Origin of the sequence: Bacillus sp. SJS, from assembly GCF_000732485.2 — a bacterium.
GTDB lineage: Bacteria > Bacillota > Bacilli > Bacillales > Bacillaceae > Metabacillus_B > Metabacillus_B sediminis.
Genome location: NZ_JAQV02000009.1, coordinates 1 through 19,508, shown reverse-complemented (window position 1 = coordinate 19,508; position 19,508 = coordinate 1). Strand labels below are relative to the sequence as shown.

At 46.3% G+C, this 19,508-nt stretch carries 13 protein-coding genes, 1 rRNA gene and 2 riboswitches; of the genes, 9 read left to right on the top strand and 5 right to left on the bottom strand.

The features are described 5' to 3' along the window. Nucleotides 1–17: 17 nt before the first annotated feature. From AS29_RS04890 to AS29_RS04855, 8 genes are all read left to right on the top strand, one after another. Nucleotides 18–1,199: a dihydrolipoamide acetyltransferase family protein gene (locus AS29_RS04890; protein ID WP_197491577.1), complete on the top strand. Its 1,182-nt coding sequence runs from the start codon at nucleotides 18–20 to the stop codon at nucleotides 1,197–1,199. Next, nucleotides 1,199–2,632, top strand: a complete 1,434-nt coding sequence (locus tag AS29_RS04885) for a dihydrolipoyl dehydrogenase family protein (RefSeq protein ID WP_035408327.1) — start codon at nucleotides 1,199–1,201, stop codon at nucleotides 2,630–2,632. Before AS29_RS04890 ends, AS29_RS04885 begins: the two co-directional genes overlap by 1 nt. A 278-nt stretch (nucleotides 2,633–2,910) precedes the next feature. Beyond that, nucleotides 2,911–5,022, top strand: coding sequence for a type IA DNA topoisomerase (locus AS29_RS04880; RefSeq protein WP_035408325.1), 2,112 nt, complete (start codon nucleotides 2,911–2,913; stop codon nucleotides 5,020–5,022). A gap of 273 nt (nucleotides 5,023–5,295) precedes the next feature. Further along, nucleotides 5,296–6,258, top strand: a complete 963-nt coding sequence (locus AS29_RS04875; protein ID WP_035408324.1) for an AAA family ATPase — start codon at nucleotides 5,296–5,298, stop codon at nucleotides 6,256–6,258. Next, nucleotides 6,255–7,472: a DUF58 domain-containing protein gene (locus AS29_RS04870; RefSeq protein WP_035408321.1), complete on the top strand. Its 1,218-nt coding sequence runs from the start codon at nucleotides 6,255–6,257 to the stop codon at nucleotides 7,470–7,472. Before AS29_RS04875 ends, AS29_RS04870 begins: the two co-directional genes overlap by 4 nt. Further along, nucleotides 7,469–9,667 carry a DUF4129 domain-containing transglutaminase family protein gene (locus AS29_RS04865; RefSeq protein WP_051860697.1) on the top strand — a complete coding sequence of 733 codons (2,199 nt, stop codon included), beginning with the start codon at nucleotides 7,469–7,471 and terminating at the stop codon, nucleotides 9,665–9,667. Before AS29_RS04870 ends, AS29_RS04865 begins: the two co-directional genes overlap by 4 nt. 30 nt (nucleotides 9,668–9,697) lie before the next feature. After that, nucleotides 9,698–9,799, top strand: a riboswitch (purine riboswitch). Nucleotides 9,800–10,131: 332 nt separating this feature from the next. After that, nucleotides 10,132–11,679, top strand: coding sequence for a glutamine-hydrolyzing GMP synthase (gene guaA, locus AS29_RS04860; RefSeq protein ID WP_035408319.1), 1,548 nt, complete (start codon nucleotides 10,132–10,134; stop codon nucleotides 11,677–11,679). A gap of 83 nt (nucleotides 11,680–11,762) precedes the next feature. Beyond that, nucleotides 11,763–11,864: riboswitch (purine riboswitch) on the top strand. 138 nt (nucleotides 11,865–12,002) lie between these two features. Next, entirely contained in the window at nucleotides 12,003–13,331 is a 1,329-nt protein-coding gene (locus AS29_RS04855; RefSeq protein WP_035408317.1) for an NCS2 family permease, read from the top strand. Nucleotides 13,332–13,377: 46 nt separating this feature from the next. On the opposite strand, the gene AS29_RS04850 is transcribed toward AS29_RS04855, so the two are convergent. The 5 genes from AS29_RS04850 to AS29_RS04830 form a co-directional block, all read right to left on the bottom strand. Next, on the bottom strand, nucleotides 13,378–14,763 hold the full coding sequence (locus AS29_RS04850; protein ID WP_035408314.1) for a DUF4179 domain-containing protein: 1,386 nt from the start codon (nucleotides 14,761–14,763) through the stop codon (nucleotides 13,378–13,380). After that, nucleotides 14,756–15,304, bottom strand: coding sequence for a sigma-70 family RNA polymerase sigma factor (locus AS29_RS04845; RefSeq protein WP_035408313.1), 549 nt, complete (start codon nucleotides 15,302–15,304; stop codon nucleotides 14,756–14,758). Before AS29_RS04845 ends, AS29_RS04850 begins: the two co-directional genes overlap by 8 nt. Nucleotides 15,305–15,417: 113 nt before the next feature. Beyond that, nucleotides 15,418–16,557 (bottom strand): glycerate kinase, encoded by a 1,140-nt coding sequence (locus tag AS29_RS04840; RefSeq protein ID WP_035408311.1) that lies wholly within the window; start codon nucleotides 16,555–16,557, stop codon nucleotides 15,418–15,420. A gap of 15 nt (nucleotides 16,558–16,572) precedes the next feature. Further along, on the bottom strand, nucleotides 16,573–17,838 hold the full coding sequence (locus tag AS29_RS04835; protein WP_035408308.1) for a GntP family permease: 1,266 nt from the start codon (nucleotides 17,836–17,838) through the stop codon (nucleotides 16,573–16,575). A gap of 123 nt (nucleotides 17,839–17,961) precedes the next feature. Continuing rightward, nucleotides 17,962–19,080: a CdaR family transcriptional regulator gene (locus tag AS29_RS04830; protein ID WP_231889907.1), complete on the bottom strand. Its 1,119-nt coding sequence runs from the start codon at nucleotides 19,078–19,080 to the stop codon at nucleotides 17,962–17,964. A 286-nt stretch (nucleotides 19,081–19,366) separates the two neighbouring features. Between AS29_RS04830 and AS29_RS04825 the strand changes: the two genes are divergently transcribed. Then, nucleotides 19,367–19,508: ribosomal RNA gene (locus AS29_RS04825) — 16S ribosomal RNA — on the top strand; the annotation flags it as partial.

The window sequence follows — 19,508 nt, the reverse complement described above, 5'->3', positions numbered from 1 at the left end:
GGGAGGCGGGTGGAAAGATGCTGGAAGTCAAGCTTCATGATATTGGAGAGGGTATGACAGAGGGAGACATTCTTCACTATTTCGTTAAACACGGAGAGAGAGTCGAACGGGATCAGCCCCTCATCGAAGTGCAAACGGACAAAATGACGGCAGAACTTCCTTCTCCGGGGGCGGGGGTCGTGAAAGAAATTCTTATAGAACCCGGGACAACGGTATCGGTAGGAACGACGCTTCTTGTCATTGAGACGGACGAAGGAGGAGCAGTCCCTATAAAGGAAAGCACTCCTAAGACCCGGCCAGCTTCAGCCAGAGTGCTCGCCACTCCTTTTACGAGAAAGCTTGCAAGGGAAAACCGGATTGATATTGAACAGCTCAAGGGCACCGGACCCGCAGGAAGAGTGACGGATGAAGATGTATTGGGTCTTGCAGCGAAGCAAGAGCAGCCGGAACCGGTGAAGGAAGCGCCTGCGGCAGAAGAAAAACCTGCAGCCGTGCCGGTGACAAAAGGTCAAAAGCAGACCATTCCATTCAAGGGAAGAAGAAAGCAAATCGCGAAGAGAATGGTTCATTCCCTCAAAACGATTCCGCATGTTACCCATTTTGAAGAAGTCGATATGACAGAGCTAATGACCTTCAGAAACGAACTGAAGGAAGCGGGCCGCTCCATTTCGGCCGCCGCTTTTTTTATCAAGGCTGCTGCCATGGCATTAAAGGACTTTCCTGTATTCAACGCCAAGCTTGATGAAGAACGGGAAGTCATTGTCCTTGAATCGGAATACAACATCGGCCTTGCCGTTGATTCGCCGGATGGGCTAATCGTACCGGTGCTGCACCAGGTGGAAACGAAATCGATCCTGGAAATTCATAAAGAGATGAAGGAATTGAATGAAAAAGCGAGAGAAAACCGTTTGATCCGGTCGGAGCTTACGGGCGGAACGTTCACCATCAGCAACGTTGGACCGCTTGGAAGCATAGGAGCCACTCCTGTCATTAATCATCCGGAAACCGGATTAATGGCCTTCCATACGACGAAGGAAAAGCCTGTTGTCCGAAACGGGGAGATTGTGATTGGTTTAATGATGAACGTGTCCATGTCCTTCGATCACCGGGTCGCGGACGGGGCGGCGGCAGTCGCGTTTACAAACCGGTTTAAAGAACTGATAGAACATCCCAAATTGCTGATTGTGGAGCTGGTGTAATGGTAGTCGGAGAATTGGCGCAGGAAAGAGAACTGGTCATCATCGGCGGGGGACCCGGAGGCTACACAGCGGCAATCCGGGCTGCACAGCTTGGGAAGGAGGTTACCCTGGTTGAAAAGGGGGACCTTGGCGGTGTTTGCCTAAATCAGGGCTGTATCCCATCGAAGGTGCTCGCCCACGTATCGGCCAAATATGGAGAGCTTTCTAAAATGGGCGGCTTGGGAATCAGCATGTCCCACGTTTCATTTGACCTTTCTCAAACCGCTGAATACAAAAATCAAGTGACAGCCAATTTGAGAAAAGGAGTGGAGGCACTTTGCCGGCAGCATAAGGTGGAGCTGATCAGAGGGAAAGCGTCGTTTTTATCTGATGATCGGATCGGAGTGGAAAACGGAGATGATTTTCAGGTTTATTCATTCAAAGCCGCCATCATTGCAGCCGGAACCTCCCCTGTTTCTCATTCAGCCGCTGCAGTAGATCCACCATATATTCTGGATTCGAGATCCCTGTACAGCCTTGAAAGCTTACCGGAACATCTGATTTTATATGGAAACGATTATACGGCGATTGAAGCGGCATTCAGCTACCGGTCTTTGGGCAGCGAGGTCACCCTGGTTCATGAACACGGGTTTTCGGGACTGGATGCTTCCATAGAGAAAGAGCTTATAAGGGTTATGAAAAAAACGAAAATCAAATGGAAGCAGGGAATGGAACTCAAGCAAGCCCTGAAACAGGAGGGCACCCTGAAAGCTTTATTTAAAGCAGATGATGGAACAGAGCTTGAAATTGAAGGAACACATCTTTATTTACAGACGGAGTTTCAGGGCAACTCAGAGGAGCTAGGGCTGAACCGTCTTGGCATGAAAACAGATTCCCGGGGCTTCGTGCAGGTTGACCGGGAATGCCGGACATCCCTATCCCATATTTGGGCAATCGGCGATATTACAGGCGGAATTCAGCTGGCTGTCAAAGCGATCAGTCAGGGGAAAGCCGCAGCCGCATCTATTGCCGGACTTCCAGCCGAATGGAATGACGGGTTCATTCCGATGGTCATCCGAAGCCAGCCGCCAATCGCCTGTGCGGGGTTAACAGAAGAAGAAGCGAAAGCTGGGGGACATAAAGTAAAGACAGGGATGTTTTCTTTTGCAGGAAACGGCTTCGCTTCTCTTTCAGGGCAAAAAGACGGATTTGCCAAAGTGGTTTCTGATGCAGAAAATGAGGTCATTCTTGGCATCCATTTAATGGGGAACGGAGCGGCCGAATTGATCAGCACCGGCATCACTGCGCTTGAAATGGCGGCGAGGGTGGAAGACCTATCGTTCCCTCTTTATCCGCACCCAAGCATGAATGAAGGGCTGCTCGAAGCGGTAGAGGATCTCGCAGGACTCGCCATCCATAAGCCTCCTTCCAAAGAGCTTGCCCGCCAGCGTTAATAAAAAAATAATGGAAATCGAGACCCCCGGGACAATCCCCGGGGGTTTTATCTATAAAAGCCGCCACTAATCCTTAAGCATGGCCGTTTCGAAGTCAAGACTAGAGTGTTATTCAGACTTTCCGGTGGTTTATGATGAATTTTTCAGTCATTCAAGATAAATACCCCTCCATCATTGTATTGGAAAAAAGAAGCGGAACGTGAGAAAATAAAGAAAGAGAAACACCTGTTTGCCTGCAGCGCTTGGGCAAATGAATAAAGGATAAGGGGAGAATCACATTGATCGTCATATTGGCGGAAAAACCCGATCAGGGCAAGCTGCTCGCTGCTCCTTTTCCATCAGTGAAAAAAGAGGGCTATATTGAGATAAAGCCGTGCGGTCCATTTCCGAAAGGAGCCGTTATTACGTGGGCTATTGGACATTTAGTCGATTTAAAGAACCCGGACGAATACAATCAAACCTGGAAAAAATGGTCGCTTGAGACATTGCCGATTATTCCCGAAAAATTCGAATACAAAATATCGAAAGACAAGGCAAAGCAATTCAGGATCGTCCGATCGATGCTGAAGGAAGCTTCTGAAATTATTATCGGCACAGATGCAGCGAGAGAGGGCGAAAACATTGCCCGTCTTCTCATCATGATGTCCGGTGCCGCCCATAAACCGATGAAACGGCTTTGGCTTTCTTCCTATACAGAAAATGCCGTGAAAAACGGATTTTCCAACCTGAAAGACGGCAAGGAAAGCGAACCGCTTTTTTACGAAGCGCAGGCGAGGCAAATCGGTGATTGGCTTATAGGGATCAATGCGAGCCGCCTATATACCCTTCTTCTTCAGCAAAAAGGAGTAAGAGAGAATTTCAGTGTAGGCAGGGTGCAGACTCCAGTGCTGAAGCTGATCTATGACCGGCAGAAGGAAATTGAACAATTCAAACCAGAGCCGTTCTTTGAGCTGGAAGGAGAATTTACCGTAAAGAACGGCACCTATAAGGGGAAAATTCCAAAGAAATTTAAATCCGAAGAGGACATGCAAAAGGAAATACGTCCTGATATCACACCGGACACGAATGAATATCAAGCCGCCGTAAAAGACATTTCCGTCCAGGAAAAGCGGATCAAGCCGCCGAAGCTTCATAGCCTTTCGACCCTGCAGGCAAGCCTGAACAGACGGACGAAAATGAGCCCGACCACTGTTTTGAAAACGGTCCAAAAGCTATATGAAAAGGGGTTTGTTTCGTATCCAAGGACAGATAGCCAATACATCACGGAAGAAGAATTTTCATACTTAAAAGGGAACCTGGAAGGCTATAAAACTACCTTTTCCTTATCGTTTGCACCCAAGTCCCTATACCCATCCAAAAGATACGTAGATTCGAGCAAGGTGAAAGATCACTATGCCATTATTCCGACAGAAAAGCTTGTATCCCCGGCTAAATTCGCTGCTTTTTCTCCGCCGGAAAAAACCGTGTACGAAGAGGTCGTAAAAAGCATGCTCAAAATGTTTTTGGACGACCATGTGTATGACGAAACCGTCATCACCACTTCAATCGGGAAAAACGATTTTCTGACGAAGGGGAAGACCGTCAAAATAAACGGCTGGAAAAACCTCGAGGGGAAGGAACCGAAAAATGAGGAAGAGCAGCGGCTGCCTGCGGTTCAAGAAGGGGAAGCGGCAAGGGCTGTTCTCGCTGTGAAAAACGGCATGACTGAGCCGCCGAAGCCGTACACACTCGGCCAGCTGATAACGCTGATGAAAACGGCTGGAAAATACATTGAAGACAAGGAAATGAAGGAAGCCCTGAATGCTGCCGAAGGACTTGGAACAGAAGCGACAAGAGCAGGGATCATCGATACGCTGATCCTCCGTGAGTTTATAGAAGTAAACAGAAATAGTGTGTTTGTCACCCAAAAAGGGAGTATTTTGTGCGATGCAGTGGAGGGGACAATTCTCTCAAAACCGGAAATGACCGCGAAATGGGAGACCTTTTTGAAAGGGATTGGTTCCGGTCAAAAGTCCAGGGAAGTGTTCATCGAAAATGCAGGGAAGCTGTGCTTTGCCCTCATGGAGCAGGCTAAAACGGATGTGGGCCGCCTTACAGTTGAAGGCCGGATTGAACCTGCCCAGCAAGATGGAGCCATTTGCCGCTGCCCGGCCTGCAAGGAAGGCGATATGATGGACAGGCGAACCTTCTACGGCTGTTCCGCCTATCAGAACGGCTGCAAGCAAGCCTTTAATAAGAAAATATTAAATAAAACCATCAGTCCTGCGCAGATTAAATTGCTGTGCGAAAAAGGCAAAACGAAAAAGATCAAAGGGTTTAAAGGCAAGAAAAATCCGTTTGATGCGTATCTTGTTTTAAATAACGGAAAAATCGAATTTTCATTTAAGTAACTATATCCAATGAACGAGGACGGACGATGCGTTAGCACGGCCGTTTTTGTATTGGAAAAAAGAGAGGGAACGTGCGAAAATAGGAAATAAGACAAGTTCTTTTAAAAAACCGCTTTTAATTGTCGAAATATTTAGAGATAATTATAGGACTTAAGCACGGATGAATTGTATGCATTTCCCACCCCGTTTTTAGATAGACTTTGCAGGGTTTCAAAAGCCGGTTTCGAATATAGTAATCATTTGATGCTGTCATCTCTCATTTAGGAGGAAACTATGGAATATTTGGAGACAATACAACCTCAGCTTGGAAGAGTAGTAGAAAATATCGAGAAGGTCATGGCAGGCAAACGGGAGGCTGCTGTTCTATGTTTAACCGCATTGCTGGCAAAGGGCCATGTGCTTTTGGAGGATGTTCCGGGAGTCGGCAAAACGATGCTTGTGAGATCACTTGCCAAATCGGTCGGTGCGGACTTTAAACGGATTCAATTTACCCCGGATTTACTGCCTTCTGACGTAACAGGCATCTCTATATATAACCCTCAGAAGATGGAGTTTGAATACCGTCCCGGCCCGATTATGGGAAATATCGTGCTGGCGGATGAAATTAACCGTACCTCCCCAAAAACCCAATCGTCTCTTCTGGAAGGCATGGAGGAGGGGAACGTTACGATTGACGGGCAGACGATGTCACTCGACAAGCCTTTTTTTGTCCTTGCTACACAGAATCCTATTGAATATGAAGGAACGTACCCGCTTCCGGAAGCGCAGCTGGACCGATTTCTATTTAAAATTAAAATGGGCTATCCGACTCCGCAGGAAGAACTTCTCGTTCTGAACCGTGCGGATGGGGAAGTGCCGATTGCCCAAATCGAACCGGTTATAACGAAGAGTGAGCTCATTCAGCTGCAGGATGAAATGGAAAAGGTGTATATGGATGAAACCGTGAAGCGCTACATCATTGAGATCGTCACGAAAACCCGTAATCATCCTTCTGTCTATCTTGGGGCAAGTCCAAGGGGTTCAGTAGCCCTGATGAGAGCATCTAAAGCATATGCTTTTCTTGCCGGAAGAGATTACGTGATTCCTGATGATGTTCAGTATTTGGCTCCATTTGCCCTGCCCCACCGCATGATTTTAAAATCAGAAGCCCGTTATGACGGACAGTCTGCCGCAGACCTTGTCCATGAGATTATCAGCCGCACCCCTGTGCCGGTGAAGAGGTCCATGACCCCTTGAAGGACATCCTGAGAAGCTTAAAATCGATCTGGAAACTCATTCTGCTGCTGCTATTGACGGCGCTTGCCTTTTGCTATGCGATGTTTCAAGGCGGCTTCGTCAGCTGGTTTCTTTTTTACGCCTTTCTGCCTTTTGCCGTTTACTCCATCCTGCTTGCTGTTTATCCGCTTCAAACCTTTCGAGCGGCAAGAACGCTTAGCAAGGATCAGTTTTCTGCGGGCGAAATTCTTAAAGGGGAGATTACGCTCGAAAGACCATTTCCCTTTCCGCTTATCTATATCATCGCTGAAGAATGCCTGCCGTCGGGTCTGAAGCAGACCGCTGCTGATCAGCCGGCAAGAAAGTTGTTTTTCCTGGGATTCCGCCGAAAAGCTGTTTTTACGTATACGGTTCAATCCATGAAGCGCGGAGAGCATCATTTTTCCCGCATCCGCATTAAAACCGGTGATCTTCTCGGTTTGTTTGAAAAAGAGGTCACGATGAAGACGGATAAAACCATTCTCGTCTACCCAACTGCCTTTTCAATGGGCTACAGGCATTCAAAGCCCCAGTATGAGCAGGGGGCAAGCGCTTCCTCTCAGCGCTATATAAAAGACACGACGATGGCATCCGGCATCCGCGAATACCAGCCGGGTGACCGGATGGCGTGGATTGACTGGAAGGCTACAGCAAAAAGAGATTCGTTTATGACAAAGGAATTTGAACAGACCCGCACACATGATGTGATGCTGATTATGGATCAGCAAGCGTCTGATTCCTTTGAACCGATGATTACCTTTACGGCCTCTCTGGCAAAAGCCATTATAAAAACAGGGGCTCCGCTTGGATTCATTTTGCTGGGAACTGAATTGGATACAACACCCGTTCAGCCCGGAGAAAAACAGCTTCAAACGATTTTCCGCAAGCTTGCGAGGGTAAATCCTGAACCAAGCTCCGCCTCTTTTTCAATATGGGAGGAGCGGATGGCGAGCCAGGGGGGCTATCGTTCCTCCAATCTGTTTATCGTATCCGTTCTTACGATGGAGCTCGTCAGGAAGCTTGAGCACCGGGCAAGCTACAGCGACCTCAAGCTTTATTTTATTCGGAAAAAGAATCAGCTCCTTACCCAGGAGGAAGAGGTTTTGCTCGACCGCTTGAACAAGAGGGGCATAGCGGCTGAAGCTGTATCGGAAGGGTTCTTTGATCAAGCCTTGAAAGAGGTGAAGAGCTTATGAAGGTTTTAACCTTGCCAAGTGGAGACTTTTTTTCGAAAATAACGGCCCTCCTTTACTATTTGTTTGCTTTCTTTTTGCTGTGGGAATGGCTTGTTCCTTTGGACATTTATACAGACACCGGGTCGACCTGGATTTTCGTCCTCTTTATCGCCCTTAATTTCCTCCTTTCTTATTTAAGGGTAACGTGGATGATTACCATCCCGCTTCAGCTCGGCTTCCTTGCCATCGCGCTTGAACAGCTTTTTTACAAAGAAATGCCGCTCGTCGAGGGATTCCGAAGCTTTGCTGGTGAATTTGTTTACAATGCTGGTCTTATTCCTGCCTCATCATGGATGGAAATGACCTCACCGTTCCGGACATTCCTGTTTTTCGTCCTGCTGTGGCTGCTCGTCTATTTGCTCAATTACTGGATCATTGTGCAAAAGCGCATCCTGTTCTTCTTTGTAATGACCCTCATCTATGTCACGATTTTGGATACATTTACGGAGTATGACGCATCTTCAGCTGTCATTCGGATTGTCATCGCCGGGTTTTTCCTGCTGGGCATGCTCAACTTTGATCGTCTGAAAGGAATGGAGCAGCTAACAGTAAAGAGGTATACGCGTTTGAAATGGACCATGCTTCTCTTAATTTTTGTGGCGGTCTCCATTGTTTCAGGGATGGCCTCACCGAAAGCCGCTCCGCAGTGGCAGGATCCTGTTCCTTTTTTGACGGCCTATGGTTCTCTTGATGAAGCGATAAGCGGGTCAGGCATGAAAAAAATCGGATATGGGACGAATGATGAAAGCCTTGGCGGTGCGTTTATGCAGGATAACACCCCGGTCCTGACTGCCTCATCAAATAAGCGGCATTACTGGAGAGTGGAAACGAAGGATGTGTATTCCGGGAAAGGATGGACAACCTCTCAAAGAGAAAGGAAGACCCAGCTTACGGAAAAAGATAACATCGGCATCACCTGGTCTGAAGCGGGAACACCAACCGAGAGCCTTACTGCGAGGATTGATATTGCCCGTCAATATGGGTACGATCATGTAATCTATCCTATGGGGCTAACGGAATATGTTTCGGAGGAAGTATCAGGACTTCTCGTTAATCTGGATACAGAGGAAATGACCCCATCAGGTGTGCCGGAGGGGAAAAGAATCGATTCCTACGAAGTGAAGTACAATTATCCAAGCTATGACATTACCCTGCTAAAAGAGGTAAAGAGTACAGAGAATGTGCCGCAGGACATAATGAACCGTTATACACAGCTTCCTGAAATGCCTCAGCGCGTTTTGGATTTAGCAAGCGGGCTTACGGCTAAGGAAGAAAATCTATATGATAAAGCGAAAGCAATCGAACGCCATTTAAACGGTTCGGACTTTTCCTATAATACGCAGGAGGTTGGGGTGCCGTCAGAGGACCAGGATTATGTGGATCAATTCCTGTTTGAAACGATGCAGGGCTATTGTGATAATTTCTCAACCTCGATGATCGTTCTTCTCCGTGCTTCCGGCATCCCTGCAAGATGGGTGAAGGGATATACCGAGGGAGATTATAAGGGGATGGATACGGAAGGCTCCGGCCGGATCTATGAAGTGACCAATAATAATGCTCACTCTTGGGTTGAAGTTTATTTTCCGGGTGCTGGATGGGTACCGTTTGAACCGACAAAGGGATTTACAAACCCGTACAGCTTTACGGAGAATACCGAATCAAGCACACAGCCGCCGCCTGTCCCTGAGACGCAGCCGGAGCAGCAGAAGCCGGAAAAACCGGAGGATACGGAAGCGCCGGATCAACCCGCACCATCTAAACAAACGTTTGATTGGAGCAAGTTCAGTATCGGCAGCACAGGTTTTTATGCAGTAATCGGAGGAGTTTTGGTGCTTGCAGCGGTTCTGTATTTGACAAGAAAAAAATGGCTAACATTCATCATGCTGGCAAGATATAAAAACCGAAGCGATGACGAGGTGTTTTTCTCAGCCTATCCAGCCCTGCTCAAACAGCTGGAAAGGTTTGGGCTGAAAAGGCAGGATGGAGAGACGCTCAGAGAATTTGCCAAATCCGTGGACTACTCGCTCAGCTCCCATGACATGCTTCATATTACAAAGGGCTATGAAAAAGCACTGTACAAAAGAGATGATGCAAAAGCGGAGTGGGATAAAATAGCTGAATTGTGGGAAAATTTAATTAAAAGAACATCATCTTGACCGGATCCTATCTGATTGTTAGAATGGGGAAAATTAAACGATTTTCACCTTCATATATCCTCGATAATATGGTTCGAGAGTCTCTACCGGATTACCTTAAATGATCTGACTATGAAGGCAGGATACAGTCTGTTAAAAGCTGGAATTCTGCCTTCTTATATTTTTATATATGAAGGCAAGTTTCAGCTTTTTTGCCGTTTAAGAATGTGTGGTTTTTACCAAATCATTTATTTTAAAAAGGTGATTTGTCCAGCTCCAGCGCCTAGCCCCCCGAGGTCTTAAGTCTCTCATCCTGCGGAAGGAATGCCGCCTTCCTCCGGCTGATGGCCTTATGCTTGTCGGAGGCTCGCAGGACGCGGGTCAGTTCTGTGCTGCGACAGGACGCCTCGCACTTAGCAGAACTTCATTCCTGCAAGGCGCTTGCGCTTTTCTTAATTCCAAATAGACGAAGAAGAGGTGCCGTTATGACTATATCAATTCAAGACCAGGAAATGATTCTTGTACTGGATTTTGGAAGCCAGTATAACCAGCTGATCACGAGAAGAATCCGTGAAATCGGTGTATACAGCGAACTTCATCCTCATACGCTTACAGCGGACATGATTAAGAAAATCAATCCGAAAGGGATTATTTTATCAGGCGGTCCGAACAGCGTTTATGGGGAGAATGCATTCCGCTGTGACGAACGGATTTTTGACCTTGGCATCCCTGTACTTGGCATTTGCTACGGTATGCAGCTGATGACGCATTACCTTGGCGGACGCGTTGAAGCAGCCGGCCATAGAGAATATGGAAAAGCCCGGATTAAAGTTCAGGACTCTCCAGCCTTGTTCACGCAATTGCCTGAAGAACAAACGGTTTGGATGAGTCACGGAGATCTTGTTGCCGAGATTCCGCCGCAGTTCAAAGTGGACGCCGTCAGCCCGTCCTGCCCATTCGCTGCAATGAGCAATGAAGAACGCCGTCTTTATGGAGTGCAGTTCCACCCTGAAGTACGCCACTCTGAATTTGGAAATGATCTTCTTAAAAACTTTGTACATGAGATTTGCCAGTGCCACGATGAGTGGACAATGGAAAATTTTATTGAAATCGAAACGCAGAAAATCCGTGAGCAAGTAGGAAACAAAAACGTATTGTGCGCGTTGAGCGGCGGTGTGGATTCATCTGTTGTAGCGGTGTTAATCCATAAAGCGATTGGCGATCAGCTGACCTGTATATTCGTTGATCACGGACTGCTTCGCAAGGATGAAGCAGAGGGCGTCATGAAAACCTTCAGCGAAGGCTTTAATATGAACGTAATTAAAGTCGATGCAAAGGAACGGTTTATGGACAAGCTGAAGGGAGTTTCCGATCCGGAGCAAAAACGTAAAATCATCGGAAATGAATTCATTTATGTCTTTGATGATGAAGCAACGAAACTGAAAGGCATTGAATTCCTTGCACAAGGAACGCTTTATACGGATATCATCGAGAGCGGCACGGCAACAGCCCAAACGATTAAATCCCATCATAACGTCGGCGGACTTCCAGAAGATATGCAATTCAAGCTGATCGAGCCTTTGAACACCCTGTTTAAAGACGAAGTCCGTGCTCTTGGAAGCGAAATGGGGATTCCGGATGAAATCGTCTGGCGCCAGCCTTTCCCTGGACCGGGTCTTGGAATCCGCGTGCTTGGTGAGATTACGGAAGATAAACTGGAAATAGTCCGCGAATCCGATGCCATCCTGCGTGAAGAAGTGGCGAAAGCCGATCTTGAACGCGAAATCTGGCAGTACTTCACGGTTCTTCCTGATATCCGCAGTGTAGGGGTTATGGGTGACGCAAGAACGTATGACTACACAATTGGAATCCGCGCGGTTACATCCATTGATGGTATGACATCTGACTGGGCAAGAATTCCTTGGGATGTGCTTGAAGTCATCTCCACGAGAATTGTCAATGAAGTAAGCCACGTGAACCGGGTTGTGTACGATATTACGAGCAAACCGCCTGCAACCATTGAGTGGGAATAGATACACGAACGAAAACGAACATTTTTTATTAAATGTTCGTTTTTTCTATTGATTTTGTCGAATCATGCTGATAGAATGTTCATATAAGTGAATAGGTAATACGTCGTATAATATTGGGGATATGGCCCAAGAGTTTCTACCAAGCTACCTTAAATGGCTTGACTACGGCGATAGGACGGATGCGTAATTTGCGCATTCATTGTATCGTAAACGGTCAAGCGCTTTCTGTATGTATACAGAGGCGCTTTTTGTTTGAACTTATCCTTTCTTTTACCCTCTCAATATATGCGGCGGATTCCTTAATTAATAGGAGGAACCACAAGATGAAAAAGTATTTTCAGTTTGAAGAGCTCGGGACGAATTATCGGAAAGAGATCATCGGCGGATTAACCACCTTCCTTTCCATGGCGTACATTCTATTCGTCAATCCGAATACCCTTTCTCTAAGCACGGTCCCAGATCTTCCTGCAAGCATGAGAATGGATCCGGGCGCGGTCTTTACGGCAACAGCCCTGGCTGCTGCGGTTGGAACATTGCTCATGGGACTGCTCGCCCGCTATCCCGTTGCACTGGCACCGGGTATGGGTTTGAACGCATTTTTTGCATTTTCCGTTGTTTTAACGATGGGGATTCCATGGCAGACAGCTTTGTCGGGCGTATTGGTATCAGGTATCTTCTTCACTCTTTTAACCCTCTCAGGACTTCGTGAGAAAATCATTAATGCGATACCGGCAGAACTGAAATTTGCCGTCGGAGCCGGAATCGGTCTTTTCATCACTTTTGTTGGTTTTCAAAGTGCAGGCATTATCGTTAATAATGATGCCGTCCTTGTCGGTCTTGGAAATTTCCGTGACGGGAAAACACTGCTGGCTGTTTTTGGAGTCATCATTACGGTCATCATGCTTGTGAAAAAAGTGAACGGCGGAATTTTCTTCGGAATGCTGATTACAGCTGTCGTGGGTATGGCCACAGGACTCATCGACCTTCCGACAAAGGTAGTTGGTGCAGTTCCGAGCCTTGAACCTACTTTCGGTGCAGCCATCACACACTTGGATCAAATCTTCACTCTGCAAATGCTTGTTGTCATCCTTACATTCCTGTTTGTCGATTTCTTTGATACTGCCGGCACACTCGTTGCCGTTTCCCACCAAGCGGGATTGACAAAGGATAACAAACTTCCGCGTGCAGGAAAAGCGCTCTTCGCTGATGCGGGAGCCACGACGATTGGAGCAATCCTTGGTACTTCCACAACCACTTCTTATATTGAATCATCCGCTGGAGTAGCAGCGGGAGCCCGAACAGGATTCGCATCGGTCGTAACAGCCGCTCTATTCCTGTTAGCCTTGTTCTTCTCGCCGCTCCTCTCAGTTATCACGGCATCCGTTACAGCCCCGGCATTAATCATCGTCGGTGTATTGATGGTCTCCTCTCTTGGAGAAATCGACTGGAAGCGATTCGAAATCGCGGTTCCATCCTTCCTGACCATCATTGCCATGCCGCTTAGCTACAGCATCGCAACAGGAATTGCCATGGGCTTCATCTTCTACCCGATCACGATGATCATGAGCGGAAGAAGAAAAGAAATCCATCCGGTCATGTACGGACTGTTTGTCATCTTTGTTCTGTATTTTGTTTTCCTAGCGAATCATTAATGTGAAAAACCGGAGCCTTGATATAAGGGGCTCCGGTTTTTTGATATCATCTTTTTTCAAGGTATTCTTTTTTGAGAGGGACTTTGACTTTGAACTCCTCTATCGTTTCAGGCGGTGATGATACTTCAAATTGTAAGTCCTTGCTGTAGGATGTTTTGAATTTAGCGATGTGTTTCCTGCTGCTGTCAGCAGATTTCAACGTTTGATCATCCAGCCAATCAGCCACTTTCCCATCCTTTACTTTTAACAATTTGAAAAAGTATTTTCTTAGTTGGGGGTCATCGCCTTTTACCTCATAATGAATCCACACTTCATTCTTTTTCTGTTCAACCTTCGTAACTGTAAGTCCGCCGTCTTTATTTTGCGGGATATAAAGAGGGAGCTTCTCTTCAATGCTCTTCGTTACAGGCTTATTTTCTCTAGGATAATAGTATTTTTTGGATTGGACTGTAACGAATTCCGGGATGCGCTGCATCGGTTTGAAGACCGCGATGGTACTTTCGTTTATCTTGCCGTCTTTTCGTTCGTAGTCTGTATGTGCATGGTTCTTAATTTCAAGCCGATTGCCTTTGTCATCAAACAGATAATAACTAGTAAGGGCATCGTCATTATACTTTCCTCTCCAATTGGACATGTTGGTGGAAAGCTGAATGCCCGTTGGCGCAAATACAATTTCTTTTATGGAAAATTCGGATTCTTTCTTTGCTTTTATATTTGGCGTGTAGCGGTATTCGGTTCCTTTTTTCTCCACTGGGAATGAAAATGCCCATTTTCCCATTATTTCTTTTGGAGGACCACTACGGTTTTTATTGGATACGAAAACAGACTTTGATTTGATTTCGAGTTTAATTTTTTTTGGCATTTTCTTCTTAAATTCAATGGTTTCAAAATGAAGGTTCTTCGGTGCATCCTTTGGCATGCCCATCATGTCACCGCCCAGGATATGCTTATTGCGCATGTCCTCACCGTTTGCGGTAAAGGTTAAATTGGTCTGGATGTGATCATATGCTTTCCCTTTGTAATCCACTTCGTAGTACATGGAAATACGGGGGCCGTCATAGAGCACTTCTTTAATCGTGATTTTAATGCCTTTGTCCTCTGCTGACTGATTGATTATCTGCGGTTTATTCTTTTGGACAGCTGACTTCAGTTCCGGGCTTCCGTATTGGGAAGAAAGAGAGCCTAGAGCGGGAAAGGCTGAAATAATGTCTTCTTTTATCGGTGTTTGCACAGCTACCAGAATGGCAATTAATCCGACGACTGCTGGAGTCAGGACATAGGCCATCGCTTTTTTGAATCTTGAAGGACGTTCTTTTGCAGGCTGCTGCTGCCTGATTTTTTCAAATACCATATTCCGGTCGTGCCTGCTGAACCTCAGCTGCTGTTTCTCATGATCAGTAAGGTAGTCTTTTTTGTTAAATGGATCATTCATATCCAAGGGCCTCCTTTTGAAGAAGAGGCGTCAATTTGTCTTTAGCTCTGCGAAGTCTCGTCCGGACTGACGCCTCCGGTATTTTTAGCACTTCTGCTATCTCTTTAGTAGTGAGTTCCTGGTAGTACATCATAATGATGACCTCTCTGTATTTAACGGGCAGCTTTTCGAGAATCTGCCGAATGGCCGTGGCCTGTTCTTTACGTTCAAATCTTTGGGCAGGGTTAGCTCCTGTGTCTGCGTTTTCCTTCACTGCTCCAGTCAGCACCAGTTTTTTGTAGGCGGAGCTTTTCAAGTAATCCTTGCATTTATTGATCGTAATTCGGTAGAGCCATGTTTTCATATTCGAGTTGCCTTCAAATGAATCCAGGTGCGTATAAGCTGAGACGAACGTATTTTGAACTAAATCCTTTGCTGTCTCTATGTTTTTCACATAGGAGTAGGCAAGGTAAGACAATTCATCCGCGTATTGATCCATCAATTCATGAAGGACTTCTTCTTTATCTAAGGAATGGGTTTCTTTTAATTTGCCGGCGTTCATTGGTTGCCCCCTTTCAAAACTTAGACGACGGGTGTTACGAATACCGTTCATATTTTAAAGAGAATTTCTGGAAAAGAAAAAAACTGCCGTAGTCATTCAGGCAGCTGTCCGTTTTAAACATTCCCTTTCACCTGTAAAATTCCTGCAAGGCTAAAAGCGAATTGCTCCATATTTTTCGGCCCGTCTGTCAATGCTTGCTCGAGGGAAATGGCCCCCGGCGAGATCGAAAAGAGGGAGGTAAATCCGTTTTCTAAGAGGATTTCCGCATTGTTCCCAAGTGTACCGGCAATTCCGATGACGGGGATGTTTTGTGTAAGAGCTCTTTTTGCAGCTCCCATCGGTGTTTTTCCATGCAAGGTTTGACTGTCTATTTTGCCTTCGCCGGTGATCAGTAAATCGGCTCCTGCAATAAGGCGGTCAAAATCAATCGCATCAAGAACGAGATCAATTCCTTTCTTGAGCTTTGCATTTAGTAAAGCCATTAGTCCGGCGCCAAGACCTCCGGCTGCACCGGATCCTGCGCAATCTCTCACTTCTTTTCCTAAATCTCTTTTTATAATAGAAGAAAGATGGAGAAGGTTCTGATCCAATTCCTTTACCATGGCTGGTGTGGCGCCTTTTTGCGGACCGAATACAGCGGAAGCGCCTTTTTCTCCGGTAAGGGGATTGTCCACATCGCAAGCGGCGATGAATTCAATATCCTTTAGTTCAGGAAGCAGCCCGCTTATATCAATAGAAAAAAGCTCACTTAGACCTCCGCCTCCAGGCTGGATCAGAGTACCTGATGAGGTAAGCAAACGAACCCCCAATGCTTCCGCCATCCCAGCTCCGCCATCGTTTGTAGCGCTGCCCCCGATACCGAGGATCATCTTCTTTACGCCCTTAGACGCCGCATCCCTGATCAATTCCCCTGTACCCTTTGTTGTTGTGAGCAGAGGATTTCTTGAAGCGAGAGGGACAAGGTGGAGGCCGGATGCTTCCGCCATTTCGATGACAGCCGTTTTTCCGCCATCAATTATTCCATAGACCGCTTCCACTTGGTTTGATAGAGGGCCGGTTACCGTTTTTTTAATGAAAACTCCGTTAGAAGAGTGAACCATTGCCTGGACCATCCCTTCTCCGCCGTCTGCAAGAGGGATCTCCGCAACATGCGCTTCCGGACATCTTTTTTTAAATCCTTTTGAAAAAGCATGTGCTGCTTCAGGTGCGGTCATGCTTTCTTTAAATGAGTCGGGAGCTATAACAATCTTCATCTTCGTTCATCCTCTCTAGAAAAGTTTTAACACTCCAAAAATGAGTGTAGAAATAATCGTAAGTACCAGTCCGATAAGCGTTTCGTATGGAATCAGCTTCAGCCGATCCTTCGTACTCATGAAAACACTTCCTCCTGTTGCATGAAAAAAACTGCCGTGGGGAAGGTGGTCTAGAACTGTAGCTCCAGCGTGGATCATAGCCGCTCCGGCAATTCCTGCCACACCGAGATCCAGGATAGCCGGACCGAAAACGGTGCTCGCAACTGTTGTTCCTGCAGTTGTTGAAGCCGTTGCCATAGACATGAAAATTCCTGATGCTGGTGCAAGAATAAAGGCCGGCAAACCCATTGCGGTTAACCCATCTACCAAAACCCCTTTTAAAGCAGAGTTTGCAATGATACCTGCAAGTGTCCCAGTTCCAATCAGCATAACGGCTACACCGGACATTTTCTCCAGTCCATATGCAGAAAAGGCGGTAATGTTTTTTGAGTTCCGGGTGGCAATAGCTGTTACAATTCCTCCGATTGGCAATGCAAGAATCGGATCTATTTCTATGCCGGCAATTGGCCGCAGCGACAGCAGAATAATTGCTGCAAGCGGGCCGCTTATAGCCGCTGCAAATGATGGAAGGTGTTCCTCGTTTTTTATCTCCAGATCTGACTCCTTTACTTCATCCCCCTTCATTACCAGGCGCTTAGCAAGAACATATGTAACGGCAACACCGAAAAAAGCGGGAATAATGCCGGCGGCCATTACGGACGTTAAAGGTACCTGAAAAGCATCCGCCGCAGCAATGGCATTCGGATTCGGAGACATCAGATTTCCGGCTTTCCCGCCGCCAATCATTGCCAGGAGAATGGCAGTTTTGCTAATGCCTGTACGCTTGGCGACGGCTAGCGCGATAGGAGCCACTGTAATAACAGCGACATCAATAAAGACTCCAGCGGTCGTTAAGATGAGAGTAGCAAGAAGAAGAGCAAGCAATGCCCTTTTTTCACCGATTTTCCTGACAATCGTTTCAGCCATTACCGTTGCAGATCCCGATTTGATCAGTACGCCGGCTAAAACCCCTGCGGCCAGTATTCTCAAGATGGCCGGTGTAATATCTTTTGCTCCTGCAATCATCAGCAGAATTGTTTCAGGAAGATTGACTCCTCCTATCAGTCCCCCGATTAAAGCCCCTGCAATCATCCCGTATGCAGGAGGCACTTTCTTTAATATGAGAAAAATTGCAATGATAAGGGAAGCAAGTGCCCCCAGTAAAGATACCTCAATATTCATTTATTCCATCTCCCTTCAATTAAATTGTAAGCGTTTTCTTTAAGGAGATCATTGTACAAGAGAACAAAAAGAGAGCAGCAAAAACACCGCTGGTTGTGCAGGTGCACATTCGGCGGTGTTCTCTTAATTGTTTAGCATGAGAGCTAAGGAAAGTGCCGTTATTCCATTGATGGTCTTAGGGTTGTATCCGGTAACCTCTTCAATTTTCTGAAGCCTGTACCTAAGTGTATTTCTATGTATAAAAAGAGATTCAGAGATTTTGCTGATTTCTCCATCCAGTTCGATATAAGCCTGAATGGTTTCCAGTAAAACTGCATGCTGCTCTGAATTTAACAGAGCGGATTTAATCCTTCTGTACTCATGAACAAGCGCCTGGTCGCCAAAGGTGGAGGAAAGTACAGGCAAAGCGAGCCTGCGGTAATCATACAAGTCCTGATCAGGATAGAGGCTTTCGCCGCAGTATAAAGAAATCCTGGCCAGCCGGAAGGAATTCTGCACTATACCCTCTGCATAATCCCCCAATCCTGCTGTAATAAATCGGTTATTCCTGTTGCAGCGTTTCAGGAAAGCGGCCGTCCGATCAAGCAGCGCAATTCTTTGATTCTCAGAATAAGGACCCTCTATTTCAAATAGAATGACAAGTTCTGTTTCCGATAATGGGATGACGAGTCCTTTCCCGTTAACCCAATGATCAACGAGGCCCTTAGTGTAAGAAAGATTGAAAACAGAAGGTTTTTGAAGCCGGAAGAAGACAGCCATTCTCGGTAACACTAAATCAATGCCAAAGCGTATGCCCCGGCTAATCCATTTTTCTCGATCTTCCATTTTGGCATTCAGAAACTGAATAATGGTTTCATCTCGCATCCGGTTGTTAATATGAAGCTGAGCAGCTAATTGGTTCTGTTCAACAATTAGTTCAGCGGCCATTTTCACAATTTCACCAAAAGCACCAACTTCAACTGGCGGACCGGTTATTCCGATTACACCTATAATTTGTTTTCTATAGAAGATAGGCAAATTGACGCCAGGCTTTGCCCCTCTGTATAAAGAAGCGGTATCTTCACTAATATCGATGCGTCCGTTCTTTTCCAATGCGAAAAGCGCCCCTTCATGGAGTTTGTGGAGGCGGGCTTTCTCTCCTGTAGCAATAATTGTCCCTTCTTCATCCATAATATTAATATTGTATGGAATGATCTTCATTGTACGGATGATAATTTCTTCAGCAATCTTTTGGGTCAGCATTCTCAACTCAGTCACCGCCGGAAGGTTTTCTTGGTATGGAGGAAAAAATTAAAAAATAAGATTGACTCTAGTAAAATATCATGGTAAAGTTTAATTCTTGCCTCATCGAAGGGAATATAGCAGTTTATTAAACTTAAAAAAAGTTGTTGACTCGCATCCTGAGACGTGGTAAAGTAATAAAGTTGCTTCTAAACGAAGCGGACGAAACAAAATGATCTTTGAAAACTAAACAAATCGAAGTGCCAACGTTAATTCTAGAGCAACAAACAAGAGCTAGTCAAACTACTTTTTGGAGAGTTTGATCCTGGCTCAGGACGAACGCTGGCGGCGTGCCTAATACATGCAAGTCGAGCGGACCTCTTCGGAGGTCAGCGGCGGACGGGTGAGTAACACGTGGGCAACCTGCCTGTAAGACTGGGATAACTCCG

Excerpts from the sequence above, each read along its gene's own strand:
- AS29_RS04855 (WP_035408317.1), top strand. The coding sequence starts at position 12,003 with ATGAAAAAGTATTTTCAGTTTGAAGAGCTCGGGACGAATTATCGGAAA.
- AS29_RS04890 (WP_197491577.1), top strand. The coding sequence starts at position 18 with ATGCTGGAAGTCAAGCTTCATGATATTGGAGAGGGTATGACAGAGGGA.
- AS29_RS04840 (WP_035408311.1), bottom strand. The coding sequence starts at position 16,557 with ATGAAGATTGTTATAGCTCCCGACTCATTTAAAGAAAGCATGACCGCA.
- AS29_RS04830 (WP_231889907.1), bottom strand. The coding sequence starts at position 19,080 with ATGCTGACCCAAAAGATTGCTGAAGAAATTATCATCCGTACAATGAAG.
- AS29_RS04845 (WP_035408313.1), bottom strand. The coding sequence starts at position 15,304 with ATGAACGCCGGCAAATTAAAAGAAACCCATTCCTTAGATAAAGAAGAA.
- AS29_RS04885 (WP_035408327.1), top strand. The coding sequence starts at position 1,199 with ATGGTAGTCGGAGAATTGGCGCAGGAAAGAGAACTGGTCATCATCGGC.
- AS29_RS04835 (WP_035408308.1), bottom strand. The coding sequence starts at position 17,838 with ATGAATATTGAGGTATCTTTACTGGGGGCACTTGCTTCCCTTATCATT.
- guaA (WP_035408319.1), top strand. The coding sequence starts at position 10,132 with ATGACTATATCAATTCAAGACCAGGAAATGATTCTTGTACTGGATTTT.
- AS29_RS04865 (WP_051860697.1), top strand. The coding sequence starts at position 7,469 with ATGAAGGTTTTAACCTTGCCAAGTGGAGACTTTTTTTCGAAAATAACG.
- AS29_RS04875 (WP_035408324.1), top strand. The coding sequence starts at position 5,296 with ATGGAATATTTGGAGACAATACAACCTCAGCTTGGAAGAGTAGTAGAA.
- AS29_RS04850 (WP_035408314.1), bottom strand. The coding sequence starts at position 14,763 with ATGAATGATCCATTTAACAAAAAAGACTACCTTACTGATCATGAGAAA.